The sequence below is a fragment of the Prevotella heparinolytica genome (assembly GCF_002998535.1).
Taxonomy (GTDB): Bacteria; Bacteroidota; Bacteroidia; order Bacteroidales; family Bacteroidaceae; genus Bacteroides; species Bacteroides heparinolyticus.
The window spans coordinates 1,453,113-1,472,901 of sequence record NZ_CP027234.1 but is presented as its reverse complement, the minus strand read 5'-3'; the positions used below and the strand labels follow the sequence as shown (position 1 = coordinate 1,472,901).

The following is a 19,789-nucleotide window of genomic DNA, read 5'->3' as shown; positions in this document are numbered from 1 at the left end:
CGTGATGGCGGGAGAAAAGAGAAGTCTGTTGCAGCGTTTCATTATATGGCGCGAAAAGAAGATAAAAGAGAAACAGTTTATCCTGATACTGAGTTTTCTGGTCGGTATCTGTACGGCACTTGCCGCATTGATACTGAAGATGCTGATACACTGGATACAGGATTTCCTGACAGACAACTTCAACGTAACGGAGGCCAATTATCTTTATCTGGTTTATCCGGTGGTGGGCATTTTCTTTGCAGGTTTGTTTGTGCGTCGTGTCGTGAAGGATGATATCAGCCACGGGGTCACTAAGATTCTGTATGCCATTTCGCGTCGGCAGGGGCGCATCAAACCGCATAATACGTGGTCGTCCATCATTGCCAGTTCCATAACCATCGGTTTCGGCGGTTCGGTAGGAGCGGAGGCGCCGATTGTGCTGACGGGGTCGGCCATCGGTTCAAATCTGGGCAGCATGTTCAAGATGGAGCATCGCACGCTGATGCTTTTGGTGGGTTGTGGCGCTGCCGGTGCCGTTGCCGGCATTTTCAAGGCGCCTATTGCCGGATTGGTGTTTACGTTGGAGGTTTTGATGATAGACCTGACGATGTCTTCTTTGCTTCCGTTGCTGATTTCCGCAGTGACGGCGGCCACTGTTTCTTATATCATGACGGGCACGGACGCTATGTTTAAATTCCATCTGGACCAGCCTTTCGAGCTGGAACGTATTCCGTACGTCATCATGTTGGGCATTTTCTGCGGATTGGTGTCGCTTTATTTCACCCGTGCCATGAGTTCCGTAGAAGGAATATTCGGCAAGTTGAAGACGCCCTACAGTAAACTGGCAGTGGGGGGGGCGATGCTGAGTGTGCTCATATTCCTTTTTCCGCCCCTCTATGGCGAAGGTTACGACACGATAGAGTTGCTGCTGAACGGTACCGACAATGCCCAGTGGGATACGGTGATGAACAACTCCTTTTTCTATGGCAGCGGAAGCTTGTTGTTGCTCTATCTGATGCTGATTATCCTGTTCAAGGTATTCGCTTCGAGTGCAACGAACGGTGGCGGTGGCTGCGGCGGTATCTTCGCACCTTCGCTCTATTTGGGATGTATCGCCGGTTTTGTATTTTCGCATTTCAGCAATGAGTTTGAGATAACCGCTTTTCTGCCCGAAAAGAATTTTGCCTTGATGGGCATGGCGGGGGTGATGAGTGGTGTGATGCATGCTCCACTGACGGGCGTCTTCCTGATTGCCGAGCTTACGGGAGGTTATGACCTCTTTCTGCCTTTACTGATTGTTTCGGTCAGCTCCTACCTCACTATTATCATGTTCGAGCCTCACAGCCTGTACTCTATGCGCTTGGCCAAAAAAGGCGAGTTGCTGACACACCACAAGGACAAAGCGGTACTCACGCTGATGAAGATGGAGAATGTGGTGGAGAAGGATTTTGTACCCGTACGTCCCGATATGGACTTGGGTGAGATGGTGAAGGCCATTTCTGCTTCTCACCGCAATATCTTTCCGGTGGTCGATAAAGAAGGCGTGTTGTTGGGCATTGTTTCGCTGGATGCCATTCGCAACATCATGTTCCGTCAGGAGCTTTACCATCGTTTTACGGTAGGCAGGTTCATGACCTCCACGCCTGCCCGCCTCTATGATACGGACAGCATGGAGCAGGTGATGCGTACGTTCGATGATACCGGGGCATGGAACTTGCCGGTAGTGGATGCGGGCGGCAAATATCTGGGCTTTGTGTCCAAGTCGAAGATATTCAATTCGTATCGTGAGGTGTTGGTGCATTTCTCGGAAGATTAAAGACTTATAGGCTTTGAATGAAATGATGAAGAAAGAAGACTTACGAATAGTTTATATGGGTACTCCCGATTTTGCAGTGGAGGCTCTTCGCTGTCTGGTGGAAGGCGGCTACAATGTAGTGGGTGTCGTTACGATGCCGGACAAGCCGGCCGGGCGCGGACATAAGATTCAATATTCGCCTGTGAAGCAGTATGCGCTGGAACATGGGCTTCCGCTTCTTCAGCCGGAGAAGTTGAAGGATGAGGGCTTTGTAGAGGTGTTGCGCAGTTGGAAAGCCGATTTGCAAATCGTTGTGGCTTTCCGCATGTTGCCCGAAGTGGTGTGGAACATGCCCCGGCTCGGAACTTTCAACCTGCATGCTTCCTTGCTGCCGCAGTATCGGGGTGCGGCTCCCATCAATTGGGCGGTCATCAATGGAGATACGGAGACGGGCATCACCACTTTCTTCCTGAAACACGAAATAGATACGGGCGAGGTTATACAGCAAGTGCGCGTACCCATTGCCGATACGGATGATGTGGGCATTATCCATGATAAGCTGATGCTGCTGGGAGGACGTTTGGTGACAGAAACGGTGGATGCCATTCTTGACGGCACGGTGAGAACTATTCCGCAGGAGGAGATGGCGGTTGTCGGTGAACTGCGTCCGGCACCGAAGATTTTCAAAGAGACTTGCCGGATTGACTGGAACCGGCCTGTGAAACGTATCTATGATTTCGTGCGCGGCCTTTCTCCCTATCCGGCGGCATGGACGGAGTTGCACCGGCCCGATGGGGAGGCAGTTGCAGTAAAGGTATTTGAAACGGAAAAGATTGAAACCCGCCATACGCTCTCTCCCGGCACATTGCTGACGGATGGCAAGACTTATATCCGCGTTGCCGCCACAGACGGCTTTATCGGCATTCGCTCTCTTCAGCTTCCGGGCAAGAAACGTTTGGACACTGATGAACTGTTGCGCGGCTTTCGGCTGACGGAAGGGTGCAGGATGCAATAGATGCACATTTGTAAGCCCACACTTTAGCATTTGCAAGCCCACACCTTAGCAGTCGCAAGCCCACACTTCAGCAGGCATAAGCTTGCACTTTAAGGGAGGTAAGCCCACACTTTAAGGATGATAAGCCCGCACATAAGAAAAGACCGGATGTGAGGGTAGAATGAAGCGCTCGTCGGCATGCCGGGTCTACCCCCGTTTTACACTCCTACAAGCGGAGGCTTGCGGTTGTACAAGCGAGAGCTTACGGTTGTATAAGTGAGAGGCGTTACTTGTACAAGTGTAAGATGTTGATTATCAATGGGCCGGAAAGAAGTGTTTCTTCTTATTTCCTCATCTTGTATCCGTGATGTTTTCTCCTCAAATCCTCTTCTTGAACAACTGTTATTGCTTCTTTTTTATTGCGTAATCTTGAATCCGGCTTTTTGCAAATCATTCCAGTAAGCCGGATATGACTTGGATACCACTTGCGGCTCGTCAATCTCTATCCGGGGCATAGTGAGGCAGGCGGGAGCAAATGCCATTGCCATCCGGTGGTCTTCATAGGTGGCTATGGCAGGATTTTCTTCGGCCGGACAGCGTTCACCGTTCCACGACAAGATGCTGTCTTGCTCAGAATGCACCGCATAACCCAGCTTGCGCAGTTCGACGATAAGCGCATTGATGCGGTCTGTCTCCTTGATTTTAAGACTTTGCAGTCCGGTGAAGCGGAAAGGTATGTTCATCAGGCAGCAGGTGACGACGAAAGTCTGTGCCAAATCCGGGATGTCTATCAGGTTTTCTTCGAGACGGGCTACTGAAGGTTCGGTCTTGGTCAGCCTTACCCCTCGTTCTGTATATTCCGTTCGGACGCCGAGGCGGGCAAAGAGCTCTGCACCGCGACTGTCTCCCTGATAGCTGTGTGGAAGAAGTCCCGGCAGTTCCACTTCGGGATTCGTTGCTCCTCCATTCTTTGTGCTTGGAGAGAGGGCCATTATCTGATACCAATAGGAAGCGGCACTCCAATCGCTTTCCACAGTGAACGGCACGTCACGATAGTCGCCGGGATGAACGGTGATGCTGCTTTCGCTCGTCCAATCGGCCTGTGCGCCGAAGTCACGCATCAGTTGCAACGTCAGGTTGATGTAGGGGCGGGAGATGATGTCGCCTGTCAAATGCAGGCGTAATCCTTTGGGAAGTACGGCGCCTATCATCAGCAGGGCGGAGATGTATTGGGAACTGACATTACCGGCAAGAGAGAGTTCTTCGCCTTTCAACTCCGTTCCCGTGATGCGCAGTGGCGGAAAGCCGTCGTTGCCGACATATTCTATTTGTGCGCCGAGTTGGCGTAAGGCATCCACCAATAGGCGGATGGGGCGTTGCTGCATGCGCGGTGTGCCTGTGATGATGCGGCTTCCCGGCGTCACGCTGAGATAAGCGGTGAGAAAGCGCATGGCAGTTCCGGCAGCAAGTATGTCGATGTGTTCGGGGGCATCTTCCAAAGCACGTACCATTACTTGCGTATCGTCGCAATCGCTCAGATTGCAGGGTGTGATGTTGCCATGGGCAAGAGCGTGCAGAATGAGTGCCCGATTACTGATACTTTTGGATGCCGGCAGTTGTATGTCGGCATCCAATGCGGCGGGGGCGGAAACGATATATCGCATGGTTGTATTTAGTTGAGTTTATAGCAGAACCTCCCAAAACCGTCGGGGCAGGCAGATGTTGGTAATCTCTGTGGCCTCTTTAAACAGTGGGGCAATCTCGGCCGGTGTGAATCCGGCAATGCCGCAGCCTATTTCCGTGACGAGGAAAGTCATTTCGGGATGCATTTCGGCAAACTTGATGAATTCGTCCACATAGGGTTTGATGTCTTCCGGGCCGCCGTGCATGGTAGGGATGCCGTAAGTCTGTCCCTGCAACCCGCTGCCTTGTCCCCAAACGGCGCCCCATTTGCGCCATGCAAGCAGTGCGGCACCTCCGCCGTGCTCTCCGGCAAGGTTACTGCCGAAGACAAAGATTTCTCCGGGTTTTAATTCGGTGATTCGGTCGGATGTTGTTCTTGCTTCCATATTGCTTTCGTTTTTTGGATTGACCGGCACAAAGATAAGCAGAAATCTGCCAATCTCTATTTTCTTTTGTATTTTTGCAGTGTCAAAAAGAGGTGCAACCGCGTTTGACGCTTGTAGATTGTTTTTGGAATGAAATGCTTATGGAAATAGATTTAACCACTCCCGCATTGTTGTTTTCGGCCATATCTTTGATTATGCTGGCATATACCAACCGTTTTCTTTCATACGCCCAATTGGTGCGTACTTTGAAGGAACAGTATATGGAAAACCGTTCGTCGGTGAAGGCCGCTCAGATTGCCAATTTGCGGAAACGCCTTTATCTGACACGCGCCATGCAGGTGACGGGCATCGGCAGCCTGTTGCTGTGCGTGGTGAGCATGTTCTTTATTTATATACAGTTGCATCTTGTTTCCGTCTATATCTTCGGCTTGGCGTTGTTGTTGCTGATAATCTCTCTCACCATTTCCATCTACGAGATTTATATCTCCGTCAAAGCATTGGAATTACATCTCAACGACATGTATAAGAGGGATTGACACATTCCGTAATAGACGACAGTTTTGCCTATAAACACGCTAACACGTTCCATCAGTATGAACGAGTGAACCTCAGGTGATAATGTTCTGCACCGGAAGTTCCGATTCTCCCCATTCTATCATTGCATTGAAAAGCCGGATGGTGGAGAAGGCTGGGAGGTCTTCGCATCTAAGCTCCTTTTCTGCAAGAATACCTTTGTTCAACAGTGAAGCCCGTTTTGTGCCTTTCAATAGCGGTTGCCGGGGCGTGTACCAATGAGTACCGTCGAAAAGAGCGATGTTGGCAATGGATGTGTCTGTCAGTAGTTCGCGCTTCACTATCAGGATATCGTCGCATGTTCCCCGCTCGGAAAAAAGATGATTCAATGTCTCGCGTCGGGCGCTTTTGTAGGTATAGTCCACCGTGTCGCAATGAATCAATGCCAGAGATTGTATGCGGCGCAGCAGATAGGGGGTATAGTCTATCTCCTCAATTCCGTTTTCGCCGTACACCACACGTGCCTTGACAATTCCGGAGACTGCGGGAGGTTGTAAATAATCTGCCAATTGTATAGGCCGGCTTGCCGGCCAGAAGTGTATGCGGGTGGCATTCAATCTCCGGTCGTGGTAGGAGAGGTTGCAGGCCTCTCCGTTGCAGATGCGTATGGTTTCAATAAATCGGCACATATATTTTCTGTTTCACTTCGTTGTATTCGCTTTCCCATCGGCTTTTGGCGGTGATGCCTCCTCCTGCTTTAAAATAGAGTTGCTCTTCGTTTTCCTGTTCGATGAAGCGTATCATGACAGCGCTGTCCAGTTTCCCGTCTGCATAATATCCCATGATGCCTGTATAGAAGTTCCGCTCGAAGTCTTCCGCCTCCGCAATGATTTGCATGGTTTTGGGCTTGGGAGCACCGGTGATGGAACCGGCCGGCAACAGGCGGAAAAGGATATCTCCGATGTGTTCCTTGTAGTCGGGAGGCAATGTTCCGCAGATTTCGGAACTGGTTTGCAGAATAGGCCCTTTATTGGTTTGCAGGCGGTCGATGTAGCGGTAAGAGGTCACTCTGACGTGGTCTGAAACCATACTCAGGTCGTTGCGTATCAGGTCTACGATGGTGGCGTGTTCGGCAGCCTCCTTGACATCCTGCATCAGCGTCTGCTCGGCGTCCGGCAGCGTGGCGTCTATCGTTCCTTTCATCGGGAAAGATTTGATTTCTCCGGCTTCGATACGGATAAATATTTCAGGGGAGAAACAGACGAACTTGTCCTTCAGCCACAGCTTGTATAATGCCCTTGAATGCAGGAAAATCTCTTTCAGTGTCAGGTTGGTGTTTATGGGAATTCTGCATGTCAGGTTTGTCAGGTAACTGTTGCCTGCCAGCAGATTCTGTTTCACAATGTCGAAAGCATGCCTGTATCCGGCAGGAGAGGGAGGAATATATTGCCAGTCTACTGTTCCGTCATATCGGGGAATATCTGCGGCGATATTTCCTTTTCCTCTGAAGAGGTAAAGACAAGAGGAGGCGTCTATCTTGTCTGCCTCCTCGATGTACGAGTGTTCCTGCTTGTAGTCTATGATAAAGAGGAAGGGCGTTCCGGCCTTTGCCAGCACGTTCATCTTCTCTATGGCTTCTTTTCTACCGTATGACTTCATTGCTTGTTGTCAATCTCTTTCAGCAACTCCTCCACTGCTGTTTTCAGTTGCGTGTCTTCTCCTCTCACGATTGTTTCGGGTGAGTTGGCCACTTTGATATCCGGTTCCAGTTGCAGGTTTTCCAGATACCTGCCGTCCGGCAGACGGTAGCCAACAATGGGAATGCCGAAAACCAACGACGGGTCTTGCAGTGTTTCCCACGATACGCTGGTCATGGTGCCCGGCACCGGCATGCCTACCAGTTTGCCTAACTTCTGATGACTGTAAACCCACGGTGTGCCGTGTGCATTGGAGTAATTGGCTTCGCATGTCAGCATAATGGATGGCTTGTTCCAGCGACGGCTGGGCATGTCGCAGGCCTCACGGCCGCGAACCACTTGAGTGAAATATTGTTTACCGCTGAACAATATCTCTATGTCTTCGTGTAGACGTCCGCCACCGTTGAAGCGTGTGTCTACGACAATACCTTCACGGTTGTTGTATTTCCCCAAGATGTCAGAATAAATAGAACGGAAGCTGCCGTCGCCCATCGACTCGATATGTACGTAGCCCAAACGTCCGCCTGACCATCTGTCCACATCTGCCGCACGCTGTTTCACCCAACGGGCATAAAGCAGATTGCCGGCTGCTCCGTTGCTGATGGGTATTACCACTTCGTCCCAGCGTTCTCCGTTCTGCGGGTTGTACAATGATACGAGCGTCTTTTTCTTGGCCTTGTTGTTGAGCAGTGTGTAATAATCCATTTCAGGGGTTATCTCCATGCCGTCTATTTTTTCGATGACCGTGCCGGCTTTCACTTTGGTATTTGCCGTGTCGAACGGGCCTTTTTCCATCACTTCGGCGATGCGCATGCCTTGTTCCCGATAACTCCAGTCGAAGAGCAAGCCCAAGCTGGCGGTCGGCTCGGTTTGTCCTTTAGGGCGGAAGCGTCCTCCGGTGTGCGATACGTTCAATTCGCCCAGCCATTCGCTCAGCAATTCGGCAAAGTCGTAGTTATTATTTATATGGGGTAGGAACTTGCGATAGGCTGCTGTCATGGCATCCCAATCCACTCCGTGCATGTTTGTGTTGTAGAAACGCTTTTGCTGCTGCTTGTATACATGGTCGAACATGTATTCTCGTTCGGCAGCCAAGTCCATCTTCACATTAGCTTGATAGGTGATTGTTTTCAATGCGTCCGAAGATACATCCATCTTTTGCATGGCTTTGCTACCCAGCAGGAAAAGGGTCTTCCCTTCTTTATCCAGTTCCATAGATGCCCATCCGGCATCCATCTTGTGAAGCAGTTTGGTTTCCTTCTTGCGCAGATCCATTTTCCAAAGGTCGTAGCCTTTCTCAAAAGACGACAGATAATAAAGCGTTTCGCCGTCTTGCGAGATGATGGCGCTGCCCATGTTCGAAGAATTGGGAGTGAGACGTATGATACGGTCTTCGATGTTCGTCAGCTCTACGACAATATCTTTTACCTTTTCTTTTTTCTCCTCTTTGTCATCTGTGGTTTTGCCGTCTTTCTTTTGGCCTTTTGCCTTACTTGTTTCCTTTTCTTTTTTCTCTTTCTTTTGTTCTTTCTCCAACTCTTTGCGGAGTTCGTAGTCTTCTTTGCTCAAGCAATATTTGTCGTAGGCATCCCTGTTAAGGAATACGAGCATGGCATCATCTTGCGACCCCCACGAGGCATGGGCGCGCATACCGTAACGCTCGGTGGTGAAGAGAATGGCATTGCCTTCGAGTACAAAGCGAGGTGAGCCGCTTGTATAGCCGCTATTGGTCAGGTTGATGATATTGCTTCCTCCCTGTGCACTGACAAGGCCGATGTCTGAGTATGGGTCGTGCTTGTTTCCGATAAATTCAAGCGTGAACCATTTGCCGTCGGGCGACCAATAGTAATCGAAACCACCTCCGGTGTTGTACCACGTAGAACCATCGGTGATTTGGCGTACTCTCTTAGTCTCCAGATTGATTACCATCAAGCGGTTGCGGTCTTCAATGAAAGCCAGTTCCTTGCCATCGGGCGAGAATTGAGGATGGGCACGCTCTATGGTGGAGGAGGGGAGTAATGCCTCTTCTTTAATCAAGGTTGCATTAGGGAAATTGGGATCTTCTTTGCGTGTAATCTTGGCGAGGTAGAGCTGCCAGTTGCCGTCACGCTCGCTGGCATAGGCCAGTGTGCGGTTATCCGGTGCAAAGGTCAGTCCGGCTTCGCGTGCCGGGGTATGGGTAATCTGTTTCGTCGTGGCATATTCGGTAGCTGTTACGAACACTTCTCCACGTACGATGAAGGCTACTTGCTTCCCGTCGGGCGAGACAATGGCGGAAGTAGCTCCGTCGGAGAACTTCAGGTTGTCCAACTGCGGTTGGTCATCGCGCACAATCTCTATGTCGACTTTCTGCGGAGCGGATTCGTTTCGCTGGGTATAGATTTCACCATCGTAGCCATAACATAAGATTCCGTCGTTGCTCATGGACAGGAAACGTACGGGATGGGTCTTGAAAGCGGTAATCTCTTTGACCGATTGCGGTTGTGCGAGCGGAAATGAATAGACATTGAAAGAACCGCCGTTGCGTTCGCTCAGGAAGTAGACGTTTTGTCCGTCGGGCGACAATACCGGATTACGGTCTTCCCCTTCCCGTCGGGTGAGGTTGGTGTGCTTTCCCGTTTGGGTGTCATACATCCAAATGTCGCGGGTGACGGAAGAGGTATGATGTTTTCTCCATTCGTTTTCAGAACCTTTTTTATCTTGGTAGAAGAGTTGTTTGCCGGACTTGTCGAAGCAGACAGCTTCGGCAGGAGTGCCCAGCACCTGTTCGGTACGTCCTCCTGCCACCGGCACTTTATAAAGTTCCGTCATGGCGGAAGAAGGGAAAAGGGCACTGCTTGCAGGGTCTTGGATGGATGCGGAAAACAAAATGTACCGGCCGTCGGGGGTGAAAGCTGAAGGCAGTTCACCGGCAGAATTTGTAGTCAGCCGTCGGGCAGCTCCTCCATTGGCCGGCATCACGAAAACGTCGAAATTACCATACCGGTCGCAGGCAAAAGCTATCTGCTTTCCGTCGGGCGACCAAACAGGGTTGCATTCGTACGTCTCTCGCGTGGTGAGTTGTGTGGCGGTTCCACCTTTGGCAGACACTTTGTAAATGTCTCCTTTATAGCAGAATACGATTTCTGTTCCATCCGGAGAGATTTGAGCGTCGCGCATCCAGAGAGGAGCGACGGCATGGCCGGCTATCGCCGTAAAACCCAATGCAATGGTTGCAAGAATTTTCTTCATAATTAGTAGGATTAAATTAGATTTAGATGATCGTTGCATGTAAACGCCGGTCAAGACCGGGGACGATAAAGTGTGCATGCTGTCATTTCATGCCTCTTGCCTTGTAGATCTGCTCTTTGGCATTATTGATGCTTTGAAACTTCTCTTCTGCTGCTTTCTTTATATCTTCTCCCAGTGTCGCAACCTTGTCGGGGTGATGTTTCAATGCCAATCGGCGATAGGCAGCACGCACTTCTTCATTCGTGGCTGTCGGGCTTATTTCCAACACTTTATAAGCCCCTTCCAATGAATTGCCACCCAAGTTGAGCATGGACTCCACTTCTTTTATTGAAAGCCCCATGTAGGTCGCTACCTCTTTCAGCGCCTCTATTTCTTCGTTACAAACATGCCCGTCGCTTTTGGCTATTTCTACCAGAAAAACGAGTAGTTGCAGTCTTTGTTCATAAGTCAGATTGGTGGCGATTTGCTTGCCGCAATCCCGGATGGTGTTTTTAAAAGCCATAGGATTCCGTTCATCCATTTGTTTGCGCTGCTCGAAGAGGTTGAGCAGGATTTGTTGTCCTTCACCGGCGGCTGCTTCGCCGAAAGTCCTTCGCAAGAAATTTCGCACAAACTCCATCTCGCTGTGCATGATGCGTCCGTCCGCCCGAATGATGTATGAAGCCATTACAAGCATGGAGAAAAGAAAACTGTTTCGTTGTCCGTCATACGTGGCTTTTTCTCTTGTTGTGTCTTCATAAGAGCCTTTTGAACTTTCTGTCGGGTCTATATCAAACAAATATCCCAAGGCGTATCCTGCCAAGGCACCTAATGGCCCTCCGGCCATAAAGCCGATGATACCACCTATCCATTTTGTTACTCCCATAATCTGTTTTTTATGTTTTAGAATACAAAAATAGAAATTTTGGATGAGAATTCCGGTCGTCAAGTCGGATATTCATCCACAACGTGGCGTGAAGTCAGTTGTTCGTTTCCAATAGTTTAATGAGATATTCCCGTTGGAGCGAATAAGCGTTTGCCTCTTTTTGTACATATTTCAGCAGTTGGAGGCCGTCTTGGCGAAGCCGGGATTTCAGCAAAATGTTGTCTTCTATCTCTTCAGACAGCCGCAGCATGTTTATACCTGCCAATTCTATTTTATCTGTCCGGTCTGTTTCTTCCTTATATTTTTCGATAAGCTCCTGTATGTCTATGTTCAACAGTTCTTTAGAGGAAAGGCCCAATACTTGTTCCGCCATAGCATCATATTCTTTCCACTCTTTCTGTTGGATTCTCTTTTTATTCAGAATGGCGTTTACGACCAGGGTTATAATTTCCTGAATCATTCGTATCAGATAGTCTTGTTTTATCATGAAAGTACGTTTTTGAGAATGTTTTGTTATAGGTGATTGGCAAATATACTGATTGTTTTTCAAAGGATAAAGCTCTTTCTGCTATCTTTTATTGGAGTTTGACTATGTGCTATTATGCACTCTATCACGCTCTTATTCTTGTATGGGTTCTATGGTCTCTCAAAGTTATCCAATAAAAAATGAACAAAAGATTTGCTGTTTTAAAATAAAGCATTACTTTTGCATCCGCAATTCGGGGTGTAGCTCAGCCCGGTTAGAGTACGCGTCTGGGGGGCGTGTGGTCGCTGGTTCGAATCCAGTCACCCCGACTGGTGAAAATGAAGGAGTTAAGTATTATACTTAGCTCCTTTTTCTTTATCTCGATTATTGTTTGATTACTCCTAAAATATTGCCTATGTATTTCTCTTGGCATTATAAAGAAAAAGAGATTAACGGATTGAGTGTCCAATCTGTTAATCTCTTTTTCTTTTGTCGGAATGAGGCGACTCGAACGCCCGACCCCTACGTCCCGAACGTAGTGCGCTACCAACTGCGCTACATTCCGCCTTTGAAAGTGGTGTCACCAGGAATCGAACCGGGGACACAAGGATTTTCAGTCCTTTGCTCTACCAACTGAGCTATGACACCATTTCTCGGTTTGCGGGTGCAAAGATAAATAGTTTTTTTTATACCACAAGGCTTTTCAAGAAAAATATCTAAAAAAGGAGGAAGCTCTCTTGGCGGAGTGCTCATAAAGAATTATTCCTGTCCGATAAAATTTTTGCCCCATAATGTTATTTTCCATAAAGCCGATTATATGAAATATACCCTATGTACTTCCAGATTCGGAATCTTTAGGAAAGGAAAAACATTTACCTCTTGGGGAACTCTCCTCCTCGCCCTGGCTCGCTATATAGATGCCTTCGGCTGTAAGTATAGATGCAGCACGCTCGGCATATAGATGCAGTATGGTGGAGATATATCCCCACCAAAGCCAGCCTGCAGATATCTCTCGCAAGGGATACTTCTCGACAAACGATTAGTGTTAATTCTTGACAGTATGACTTCCCGATTGAACAGAACACGGAAAAACCGACTTTTTCTCCGTTTCCGAGGTTTATCGGACAGTTGCCATTGCCGATGAGCAAACAAAATGAAGATGTAACAAAGCACACAGCCCCAAAGTGTGTTCCGTGGAAGCAATAATGATATCTGAATTCGGAATAGGCGGTTGCTTTTTCTAAAGACGAGGGGCTGCATCCTATCGGCCGGATATTTCTTGAATGCACCGGTTTACAGCGGTCAGGCAGAAGAGAGCCTTTTATGCCGACCGCCTTCCCCTTGTTTGACAGCTGCAAGCCTTTGTCGTGACAGAGGCAAGTGTTCAAGCCGACAGACACTTGTGTTTGACGTGGCAGACACAAGTGTTTGAGCCGTCAGACAGAAGTATCTGACAGGTCAGAGGTAAACGTCTGATAAACACTGGGATTTGATTTTAAAATACAAACTGCCGGATGAGGTTATCGACCAGCTTCTTATCCCGAACTTAGGTATAATGATGACTCTTTTAGGGTGAAAGTTTTTTCTTTTGTAGAGGATTGGCTGCATGTTCACAATTTGTTTATCTTTGCAAGAAAAGCATAGAACTATGAGTATAGAGTTAGGAAAATTCAATAAGCTGGAAGTGGTGAAAGAGGTTGAGTTCGGCATGTATCTGGATGGTGGAGAGGAGGGGGAAATCCTGCTCCCATTGCGCTATGTCCCCGAAGAGTGTAAGGTAGGGGATAAGTTGAACGTTTTTATATATCTGGATAATGAAGAGCGCTTGGTGGCCACTACATTGACACCATTGGTACAGGTGGGACAGTTCGCTTGTCTGGAGGTGGCCTGGGTAAATCAATACGGTGCCTTCCTTGACTGGGGCTTGATGAAAGACCTCTTTGTTCCTTTTCGGGAGCAGAAGATGAAAATGCAGGTAGGAAAGAAATACGTGGTTCATGCTCATCTGGATGACGAGAGTTACCGCATTGTAGCTTCGGCGAAAGTGGAGCGTTATCTTTCCAAGGAGCGAGCGGCTTATCAACCGGGAGAAGAAGTCGAAATCTTGATCTGGCAGAAAACGGATTTGGGTTTCAAGGCTATTATTGAACATCAATACGGCGGTCTGCTTTACGAAAGCGAGATCTTCCGACCGTTGCAAGCGGGCATGACGCTAAAAGCATACGTGAAGCAGGTGCGTGAAGATGGCAAGATAGACTTGATGTTGCAGAAGCCGGGAGTCGGAAAAGTGGAAGATTTTGCGGTTACCCTTTTGGAGTACATCCGCGAACAAGGTGGTACTACCTCGCTGAATGATAAAAGTCCCGCAGAAGATATCTATGCCGTTTTCGGTGTTAGCAAGAAAACATTCAAGAAGGCAGTGGGGGATTTATACAAGAAACAGTTGGTAGTACTGGAAGAAAACAAAATAAAGATTAGGATTTAGTCTTTTATCTTTATGAATTCCCCTATCTATAAATAGAGACAATCATTAGGGAGAGGGACTTTCTCTTCCTACTTTTGTCGTACAATCAAAAAGAGTAAATCGTGATATGACAATCCATAGGGAATCGTATCATGAGATAAATTGCTAAAAAAAGGAGGGGGGTATGAAACGGATAATATTTGGTTTTGTTGCAACGATGTTGAGTTTCACTGTTTGCAATGCCGCTATGAGCAACAGCCGGGTGCGTAAGGAAAGATAAATCCTATCATGTCAACCGTCGTTCTGATTTTGAATCGGTGAATGTGCGGTCCAACTCTCGCAGACGTCCTGCCGATGGAGACGATGTTTATACGACAAGGCGCAGCAGTAGGGAAATAAATACCGATACCCGTCGCGATAGCGCTAACGGCAGGAATATGGAGATGCGCCGCAACAAAGGCAATGATAAGAATAGTAATACTGACAGTCGGCGATTGTTCTGAAGATATTCAGTAAGCTTTGGGTGAGTAATGAACAGAACGATAGCAAAAAAGAACAAACGTGATGGGAAAATATGATTTTGACAAAGTGATAGATCGTCGGGGCACCGGTGCCTTGAAGCTGGATATGTTGCAGGAATATTACGGTGACCCCGACTTGCTACCCTTGTGGGTGGCAGATATGGACTTTGAGACGCCCGCTTTCATCACCGAAGCATTGCGTAAGAGATTGGAGCATTCCTTATTCGGCTATACAGTGCCACCGGAGGAGTATTGGCCTACGGTCATTCGCTGGATTTCCACACACCACGATTGGGAGGTGCGGCGAGAATGGCTGACCTATATCCCGGGGATTGTGAAGGGCATCGGTATGGCTGTCAATGTGTTTGTAAAAGAAGACGAGGAGGTGATCATACAACCTCCCGTCTATCATCCTTTCCGCCTTACACCTTTGGCCAACGGGCGCAGAGTGGTATATAATCCGCTTCGTATGAACGAGGATGGTTCTTACAGTATGGACTTCGAGAATCTTGAGGCTGTGACCGGAGAGAAGTGCCGGATGTTGCTCCTCTCCAATCCGCACAATCCGGCAGGTATTGTATGGGATAGGGAAACGTTGGTACGTCTGGCCGATTTCTGCTATCAGCGCAATATCCTTGTTGTTTCCGATGAGATACATTGTGACATGGCACTTTGGAATAATAAACACATTCCCTTTGCCTCTGTTTCGGAAGCCGCTGCCGCTTGCAGCATTACGTTCGGCGCACCTTCCAAAACGTTCAATATCGCAGGTATTGTCAGCTCCTATGCCATTGTGCCGAATTCCATTATCCGGCAGCGTTTCTTCGATTGGCTGAAGGCAAATGAACTGGACGCACCCACGGTTTTTGCACCCATAGCCACGATTGCTGCTTTCCGGGATGGGGAACCTTGGCGCAGAGAGATGTTGAAATATGTGGAAGGGAACATCGATTTGGTAATGGACTATTGCTCTGCCTGTCTGCCTCAAATCAAGCCCTTGCGTCCTCAGGCGTCATTCTTGGTATGGCTAAACTGCCGTGGGCTGGGGTTGAATCACGATGAACTGGTGGATTTTTTTGTGAAGAAAGCTCGATTGGCTTTGAACGACGGCGAGATATTCGGGCAGGGTGGCGAAGGCTTTATGCGGCTGAATGTGGCTTCTCCCCGCTCTGTGATACGAAGGGCATTGGAACAACTCCGCCAAGCTGTGGCAGAGTTGTAGAATCACTATTGTTGCCACTTGTTACAAAGAAAATCCCCTCTTTCCCGGTGTATGAAAAGGAAAGAGGGGAGAAATTAAACACAACAACTAAAATTGCATTATTCACTTTTCAGTGATGGTTTTAATGGTTTTCGTTCGTATATCTTCTCATTCGATGGCTTTCCCTTTGTAGAAATCCAATATCTTGGTACGGAACAGATAGTCATATTTGGCTTGTAGTTCGTCCGATTGCGTTTTCATAAGATTCTGTTTGGCTTCATTGTATTCCACGGCATTGGCTTTTCCGTTTTCGTACTTCTCGCTCATCAGCTTGAACGATTCCTCACCGGCAATGGTGGCGGCGTGGCTGCTGGTGTACTTGCTCTCGGCTGCTGCGGCATTATACCACGCCTGCTGAATTTCTTTGTAAAGCACCTTTTTGGCATTGTCCAGTTGCAAGGCATGGTTTTCGTGTTCCAAACGTGCTGTGCGCACACGGTTACGGGTAGCCAGACGGTTGAAAATAGGTATGTTGAGGCTGAGTCCTACATATTTGTTGAAGTTGTCGTTCGTCTGCTGGCTGAATGTACGGTCGATGGTGGAGTAATAGTTCGTGCCAAGGCTTCCGTTCAGGCTCAATTGCGGGTAATAGTTGCTTTGGGCAATGCGGATATTGTGTTTGCTGCCTTCCAGACGGAACTGTGCGGCTTGAATGGAAGCTTTGCTCGCCATCGCTGTCTGAAAGATTTCGTCCGGAGGAGTGAGCGGTATCAAGTCCGGATTCACGGTTGGAGATTCCAACCTGAAGCCTTCCGGAGTCTCCAACTCGATAAGCTGACTGAGGTCGAGCAGTGCCAGTTTGTAGCTATTGTCGGTCTGCACCACATTCATTTCATCCTGCGCCACACGTGCTTTGGCTTCGGCCAGTTCGGCGGGAGAGGCTTTGCCCAGTTCTGCCAGCCGACCGATGCGGGCATATTGCTCTTTGCTTAATTGAGCCTGCCCCAAAGCTACCTGATGCAACTCTTCGTTGAACAACACTTGCAGATAGGCCGAAGCTATGTTGATTGCGATATCTTCTTTGGCCTTGTCCAAGTCGGCCATGGCGGCTTTGAGGTTCAGTTTTGCCAGTGCATACCTGTTGGGAATTTCCAGACCGGTAAAGATGGGAATATTGGTATTGACGGAGAAGTTGGTGCCGTGGCTGCTGGTATTTACGTACACGGTGGAATAATTTCCGGTGTCTTCGTTCTTGATGGCCGTTTGTGTGCGCCCCCAGTTCCAGCTTTGACCGGCATTGGCATTCAGATTCGGCAGTCGTGCCCATTTGGCCGTATTTACTTCTACGGCACTTTGTTTAGCGGCATTGGCCGTTTGGCGGATGCCGATGTTATGTTCGATGGCATAGTCTATGCATTGGCGCAAAGTCCACCGCTCCTGCGCTTGCACCGAGATGCAGCCCAATATCACGAGGGATAGGAATATCTTTTTACGTTTCATATTATATCTGTTGTTAGGCTATTACAGTTTATTTATCCTTTTTCTCTGCTCCGCGAATTTTGTCTTTGGCGGTAATCCCACTCTTGATGGCAATTTTGATGCCGTCGCTCATACCCACTTTAATGGGGCGGCGTTCAAATTTTTGCGCCGGTATGCTATCCGTCATCACATATACAAACGTGCTGTCTCCGCTGAATTCCACAGTGCTTTCCGGCAGAGCCAGTACCTTTTGCGCACGTTCCAGTACGATTTCTGCGTTTGCGGAATAGCCCGAACGAATCTGTACGCTGTCAGGAGCCGATATGGCTGCTTTGATTTCAAACTGGTTGGCACCGTTCTGTTCCACGCCTTTCGGAGATATATATTCCAATATGGCGTTGAACGATAGATTCTGCAAGGCACCGATGGTAAGTTTCACCGACATGCCTTCGTGTACGCGTCCCACTTCCGTCTCGTCGATGTTGCCACGGAAAATCAGGTCGTTCATATTGGCTACGCTGGCTATCGTGGTTCCGTCATTAAGAGTGTTGCTCATGATGACCGAGTTTCCCACTTTGATGGGAACATCCAGAATCAGTCCGTCAATCGTGGAACGGATGAGTGTGCTGCTGAAAGAGGCGCTGTTCTTGGTGATACCTTCCTTCACGATTTCCAGATTGTCTTTGGCTGTCTGCAACTCTTCGCGTGCCTGCCTTACGGCCACTTCTCCTTTTTCATACTCTTCGGCACTGATAAGTTTGTCTTTATATAATTTCTGTGTACGTGCAAAGTCTGTTTCGGCCTGTGTCGCATTGATTCCGGCCAGCCGCACGCGGCTTTCAGCAGAGTTCAATGTCCCTAATTCCGGAATTACTTTCACTTTGGCTATGACCTCGTTTTTCTTGATGCTTTGCCCTGCCACTTTGTATATTTCGGAGATAATGCCCGAAATCTGCGGCTTGATTAGAACTTCATCTCTCGGCTCTACCTTGCCGGTAGCCACGGTGGTTTTTTCAAGGTCTGTCACTTCCGGAATTACGGTTTCGTACACCACTACCTTAGGCCGGGACTTTTGGTACAGGAATACAAACGTCCAAATAAACAAGGCAGCTACTACTACCAACAATGCGATTTTCAGATACTTTTTAGTTTTCATCTTATTCTTATATTATTGTTTTATTTTACAATATTGAGATTTTGCTGTATTGGGAATCTTGTTTTTATTAATGGGAATAAACCTGTACGTGTAAGATATTTACTCGTCCCTTATGGCTTCGATGGGCTTGATGTTCATGGCCCGATAGGCCGGTGCAATGCCGGCGGTGATTCCCAGCGCCATTACCATGATGGCAGCGCCTATCGCCATTCCGAAACTTACTTGGAAATCGGCCGGCAGATTAGAGGATTCCATGCCCATATTCATCATTTGCAATATAAATACGGAAAACGAGATGCCTGCCATGCCGGCAATCAGCGTCAGCACCATGCTTTCGGTCAGAATCTGCTCCATGATGGTACGCGGTGTGGCTCCAATGGCACGGCGGATACCTATCTCCGTGGTGCGTTCCTTTACGGTCACCATCATGATGTTCGACACGCCGATGACTCCGCTTATCAGTGTGCCCAAACCAATCATCCATATCAGCAGGTTGATGCTCTTGAATAGTGAATCGACCATTGAGAACAAAGCTTCGGCATTTAGAAACTGCATGCACTGCGTGTCGTCCGGATGCAGCAGATGGTATTGCTTGACGACACTTTCTATGTGCGGTTGCACTTCCGTCACTTTATATCCCGGTTTCATGGTGAGGCACATCAGCCCGATATCACCCCCGATGTTGTAGGTTGCGGCATAGGTGCTGAAGGGAATGGCGATGCTTTCGTCCGCGCTGCCGCTTATCTGTATGTTGCCGCTTGTATCGCCTGCCATGCCAATCACCTGATAGTAAATGCCGTCTGCTTTTATCAGTTTTCCGCAAGGGTCGACATCCTTTCCGAATAATTCTTCGCTGACCTTTTTCCCGATGAAGCATACTTTGCGTTTCTCCAGAATGTCAATATCGTTAATGAAGCGGCCGTATTTTACCTTCTGCTTTTCTATAAAGTCGTATTCGGGATAAAGCCCTTTGATAACCACGCTTTCACTCTTCTTGTCTTGATAGACGGCAGTCGCACCCCATCGGTTCTGTAAGCAGGTCACGATGTCGACACCTTCTATCTGACGCACTCGCTGTATGTCTGTCTGTTCCAGATTCCACCAGCGACCTTTGCGGAATCCTTTGTAGGCTTCTCCGGTGCGTTGCGGCCAGACGAAAGCCGAGTTTTGTGCGAATCCCTCGAAGTTGCTGCTCATCAATGCTTTGAATCCGTTTCCTCCACCCATCAGGGTCACCAGCATGAAAATGCCCCAGAATACGCCGAAAGCAGTCAGTAAGCTGCGCGTTTTATTACGCGTGATGGTAAGTAGGATTTCGTTAAATGTATCTAAGTCGAATTTCATAATTTTCCGTATAGT

The 19,789-nt window shown here is 48.4% G+C and carries 15 protein-coding genes and 3 tRNA genes; 6 read left to right on the top strand and 12 right to left on the bottom strand.

From position 1 onward, the window contains the following. Positions 1-4: 4 nt before the first annotated feature. A complete protein-coding gene (locus C3V43_RS06035) occupies positions 5-1,795 on the top strand; it encodes a chloride channel protein (protein WP_106069032.1) in 1,791 nt (596 codons plus the stop codon). Between the two features lie 22 nt (positions 1,796-1,817). Next, complete coding sequence (gene fmt / locus C3V43_RS06030) at positions 1,818-2,789, top strand: methionyl-tRNA formyltransferase (protein WP_106069031.1); 972 nt, start codon at positions 1,818-1,820, stop codon at positions 2,787-2,789. A gap of 395 nt (positions 2,790-3,184) precedes the next feature. On the opposite strand, the gene C3V43_RS06025 is transcribed toward fmt, so the two are convergent. Together C3V43_RS06025 and C3V43_RS06020 are read right to left on the bottom strand one after the other, a co-directional pair. Continuing rightward, a complete protein-coding gene (locus C3V43_RS06025) occupies positions 3,185-4,432 on the bottom strand; it encodes a 3-phosphoshikimate 1-carboxyvinyltransferase (RefSeq protein WP_106069030.1) in 1,248 nt (415 codons plus the stop codon). An 18-nt stretch (positions 4,433-4,450) separates the two neighbouring features. Then, complete coding sequence (locus C3V43_RS06020; protein ID WP_106069029.1) at positions 4,451-4,837, bottom strand: A1S_2505 family phage non-structural protein; 387 nt, start codon at positions 4,835-4,837, stop codon at positions 4,451-4,453. A 140-nt stretch (positions 4,838-4,977) separates the two neighbouring features. Here C3V43_RS06020 and C3V43_RS06015 point away from each other — a divergent pair, with 140 nt between their 5' ends. Continuing rightward, on the top strand, positions 4,978-5,373 hold the full coding sequence (locus C3V43_RS06015; protein WP_106043418.1) for a DUF2721 domain-containing protein: 396 nt from the start codon (positions 4,978-4,980) through the stop codon (positions 5,371-5,373). A gap of 72 nt (positions 5,374-5,445) precedes the next feature. On the opposite strand, the gene C3V43_RS06010 is transcribed toward C3V43_RS06015, so the two are convergent. The 5 genes from C3V43_RS06010 to C3V43_RS05990 all read right to left on the bottom strand — a co-directional run bounded on the left by C3V43_RS06010 (position 5,446) and on the right by C3V43_RS05990 (position 11,630). Next, the gene (locus C3V43_RS06010; protein ID WP_106069028.1) at positions 5,446-6,039 is read right to left on the bottom strand and encodes an aminotransferase class IV family protein; all 594 of its coding nucleotides are present in this window, start codon (positions 6,037-6,039) and stop codon (positions 5,446-5,448) included. Next, positions 6,023-7,009 (bottom strand): aminodeoxychorismate synthase component I, encoded by a 987-nt coding sequence (locus C3V43_RS06005; protein WP_106069027.1) that lies wholly within the window; start codon positions 7,007-7,009, stop codon positions 6,023-6,025. Before C3V43_RS06005 ends, C3V43_RS06010 begins: the two co-directional genes overlap by 17 nt. Further along, positions 7,006-10,278 carry a S41 family peptidase gene (locus C3V43_RS06000; RefSeq protein ID WP_106069026.1) on the bottom strand — a complete coding sequence of 1,091 codons (3,273 nt, stop codon included), beginning with the start codon at positions 10,276-10,278 and terminating at the stop codon, positions 7,006-7,008. Before C3V43_RS06000 ends, C3V43_RS06005 begins: the two co-directional genes overlap by 4 nt. A gap of 82 nt (positions 10,279-10,360) precedes the next feature. Next, a complete protein-coding gene (locus tag C3V43_RS05995) occupies positions 10,361-11,143 on the bottom strand; it encodes a DnaJ domain-containing protein (RefSeq protein ID WP_106069025.1) in 783 nt (260 codons plus the stop codon). A gap of 94 nt (positions 11,144-11,237) precedes the next feature. Beyond that, positions 11,238-11,630 (bottom strand): hypothetical protein, encoded by a 393-nt coding sequence (locus C3V43_RS05990; RefSeq protein WP_106069024.1) that lies wholly within the window; start codon positions 11,628-11,630, stop codon positions 11,238-11,240. Positions 11,631-11,863: 233 nt separating this feature from the next. On the opposite strand from C3V43_RS05990, the gene C3V43_RS05985 reads away from it, so the two are divergent. Continuing rightward, positions 11,864-11,938: transfer RNA gene (locus C3V43_RS05985), tRNA-Pro, on the top strand. Between the two features lie 163 nt (positions 11,939-12,101). Here C3V43_RS05985 and C3V43_RS05980 read toward each other — a convergent pair. Beyond that, positions 12,102-12,174: transfer RNA gene (locus C3V43_RS05980), tRNA-Pro, on the bottom strand. Between the two features lie 10 nt (positions 12,175-12,184). Beyond that, positions 12,185-12,257, bottom strand: a tRNA-Phe gene (locus C3V43_RS05975). A gap of 1,000 nt (positions 12,258-13,257) precedes the next feature. Between C3V43_RS05975 and C3V43_RS05970 the strand changes: the two genes are divergently transcribed. Both C3V43_RS05970 and C3V43_RS05965 read left to right on the top strand, forming a co-directional pair. Continuing rightward, positions 13,258-14,094, top strand: coding sequence for a CvfB family protein (locus C3V43_RS05970; protein ID WP_106069023.1), 837 nt, complete (start codon positions 13,258-13,260; stop codon positions 14,092-14,094). A gap of 543 nt (positions 14,095-14,637) precedes the next feature. After that, entirely contained in the window at positions 14,638-15,816 is a 1,179-nt protein-coding gene (locus C3V43_RS05965) for a MalY/PatB family protein (RefSeq protein ID WP_174704383.1), read from the top strand. A gap of 147 nt (positions 15,817-15,963) precedes the next feature. Here C3V43_RS05965 and C3V43_RS05960 read toward each other — a convergent pair whose 3' ends face one another. The 3 genes from C3V43_RS05960 to C3V43_RS05950 form a co-directional block, all read right to left on the bottom strand. Continuing rightward, positions 15,964-17,295: a TolC family protein gene (locus C3V43_RS05960; protein WP_106069021.1), complete on the bottom strand. Its 1,332-nt coding sequence runs from the start codon at positions 17,293-17,295 to the stop codon at positions 15,964-15,966. A gap of 28 nt (positions 17,296-17,323) precedes the next feature. Further along, complete coding sequence (locus C3V43_RS05955) at positions 17,324-18,430, bottom strand: efflux RND transporter periplasmic adaptor subunit (RefSeq protein WP_106069020.1); 1,107 nt, start codon at positions 18,428-18,430, stop codon at positions 17,324-17,326. A 99-nt stretch (positions 18,431-18,529) separates the two neighbouring features. Further along, positions 18,530-19,774: an ABC transporter permease gene (locus C3V43_RS05950; RefSeq protein ID WP_106069019.1), complete on the bottom strand. Its 1,245-nt coding sequence runs from the start codon at positions 19,772-19,774 to the stop codon at positions 18,530-18,532. Between the last annotated feature and the right edge of the window lie 15 nt (positions 19,775-19,789).

What these genes read in the sequence shown, in the direction of transcription:
- C3V43_RS06035 (WP_106069032.1), top strand. Translation starts at nt 5, where the DNA reads ATGGCGGGAGAAAAGAGAAGTCTGTTGCAGCGTTTCATTATATGGCGC.
- fmt (WP_106069031.1), top strand. Translation starts at nt 1,818, where the DNA reads ATGATGAAGAAAGAAGACTTACGAATAGTTTATATGGGTACTCCCGAT.
- C3V43_RS05960 (WP_106069021.1), bottom strand. Translation starts at nt 17,295, where the DNA reads ATGAAACGTAAAAAGATATTCCTATCCCTCGTGATATTGGGCTGCATC.
- C3V43_RS05955 (WP_106069020.1), bottom strand. Translation starts at nt 18,430, where the DNA reads ATGAAAACTAAAAAGTATCTGAAAATCGCATTGTTGGTAGTAGTAGCT.
- C3V43_RS06015 (WP_106043418.1), top strand. Translation starts at nt 4,978, where the DNA reads ATGGAAATAGATTTAACCACTCCCGCATTGTTGTTTTCGGCCATATCT.
- C3V43_RS05970 (WP_106069023.1), top strand. Translation starts at nt 13,258, where the DNA reads ATGAGTATAGAGTTAGGAAAATTCAATAAGCTGGAAGTGGTGAAAGAG.
- C3V43_RS06020 (WP_106069029.1), bottom strand. Translation starts at nt 4,837, where the DNA reads ATGGAAGCAAGAACAACATCCGACCGAATCACCGAATTAAAACCCGGA.
- C3V43_RS06005 (WP_106069027.1), bottom strand. Translation starts at nt 7,009, where the DNA reads ATGAAGTCATACGGTAGAAAAGAAGCCATAGAGAAGATGAACGTGCTG.
- C3V43_RS05990 (WP_106069024.1), bottom strand. Translation starts at nt 11,630, where the DNA reads ATGATAAAACAAGACTATCTGATACGAATGATTCAGGAAATTATAACC.
- C3V43_RS06010 (WP_106069028.1), bottom strand. Translation starts at nt 6,039, where the DNA reads ATGTGCCGATTTATTGAAACCATACGCATCTGCAACGGAGAGGCCTGC.
- C3V43_RS06000 (WP_106069026.1), bottom strand. Translation starts at nt 10,278, where the DNA reads ATGAAGAAAATTCTTGCAACCATTGCATTGGGTTTTACGGCGATAGCC.
- C3V43_RS05995 (WP_106069025.1), bottom strand. Translation starts at nt 11,143, where the DNA reads ATGGGAGTAACAAAATGGATAGGTGGTATCATCGGCTTTATGGCCGGA.
- C3V43_RS05950 (WP_106069019.1), bottom strand. Translation starts at nt 19,774, where the DNA reads ATGAAATTCGACTTAGATACATTTAACGAAATCCTACTTACCATCACG.
- C3V43_RS05965 (WP_174704383.1), top strand. Translation starts at nt 14,638, where the DNA reads ATGGGAAAATATGATTTTGACAAAGTGATAGATCGTCGGGGCACCGGT.
- C3V43_RS06025 (WP_106069030.1), bottom strand. Translation starts at nt 4,432, where the DNA reads ATGCGATATATCGTTTCCGCCCCCGCCGCATTGGATGCCGACATACAA.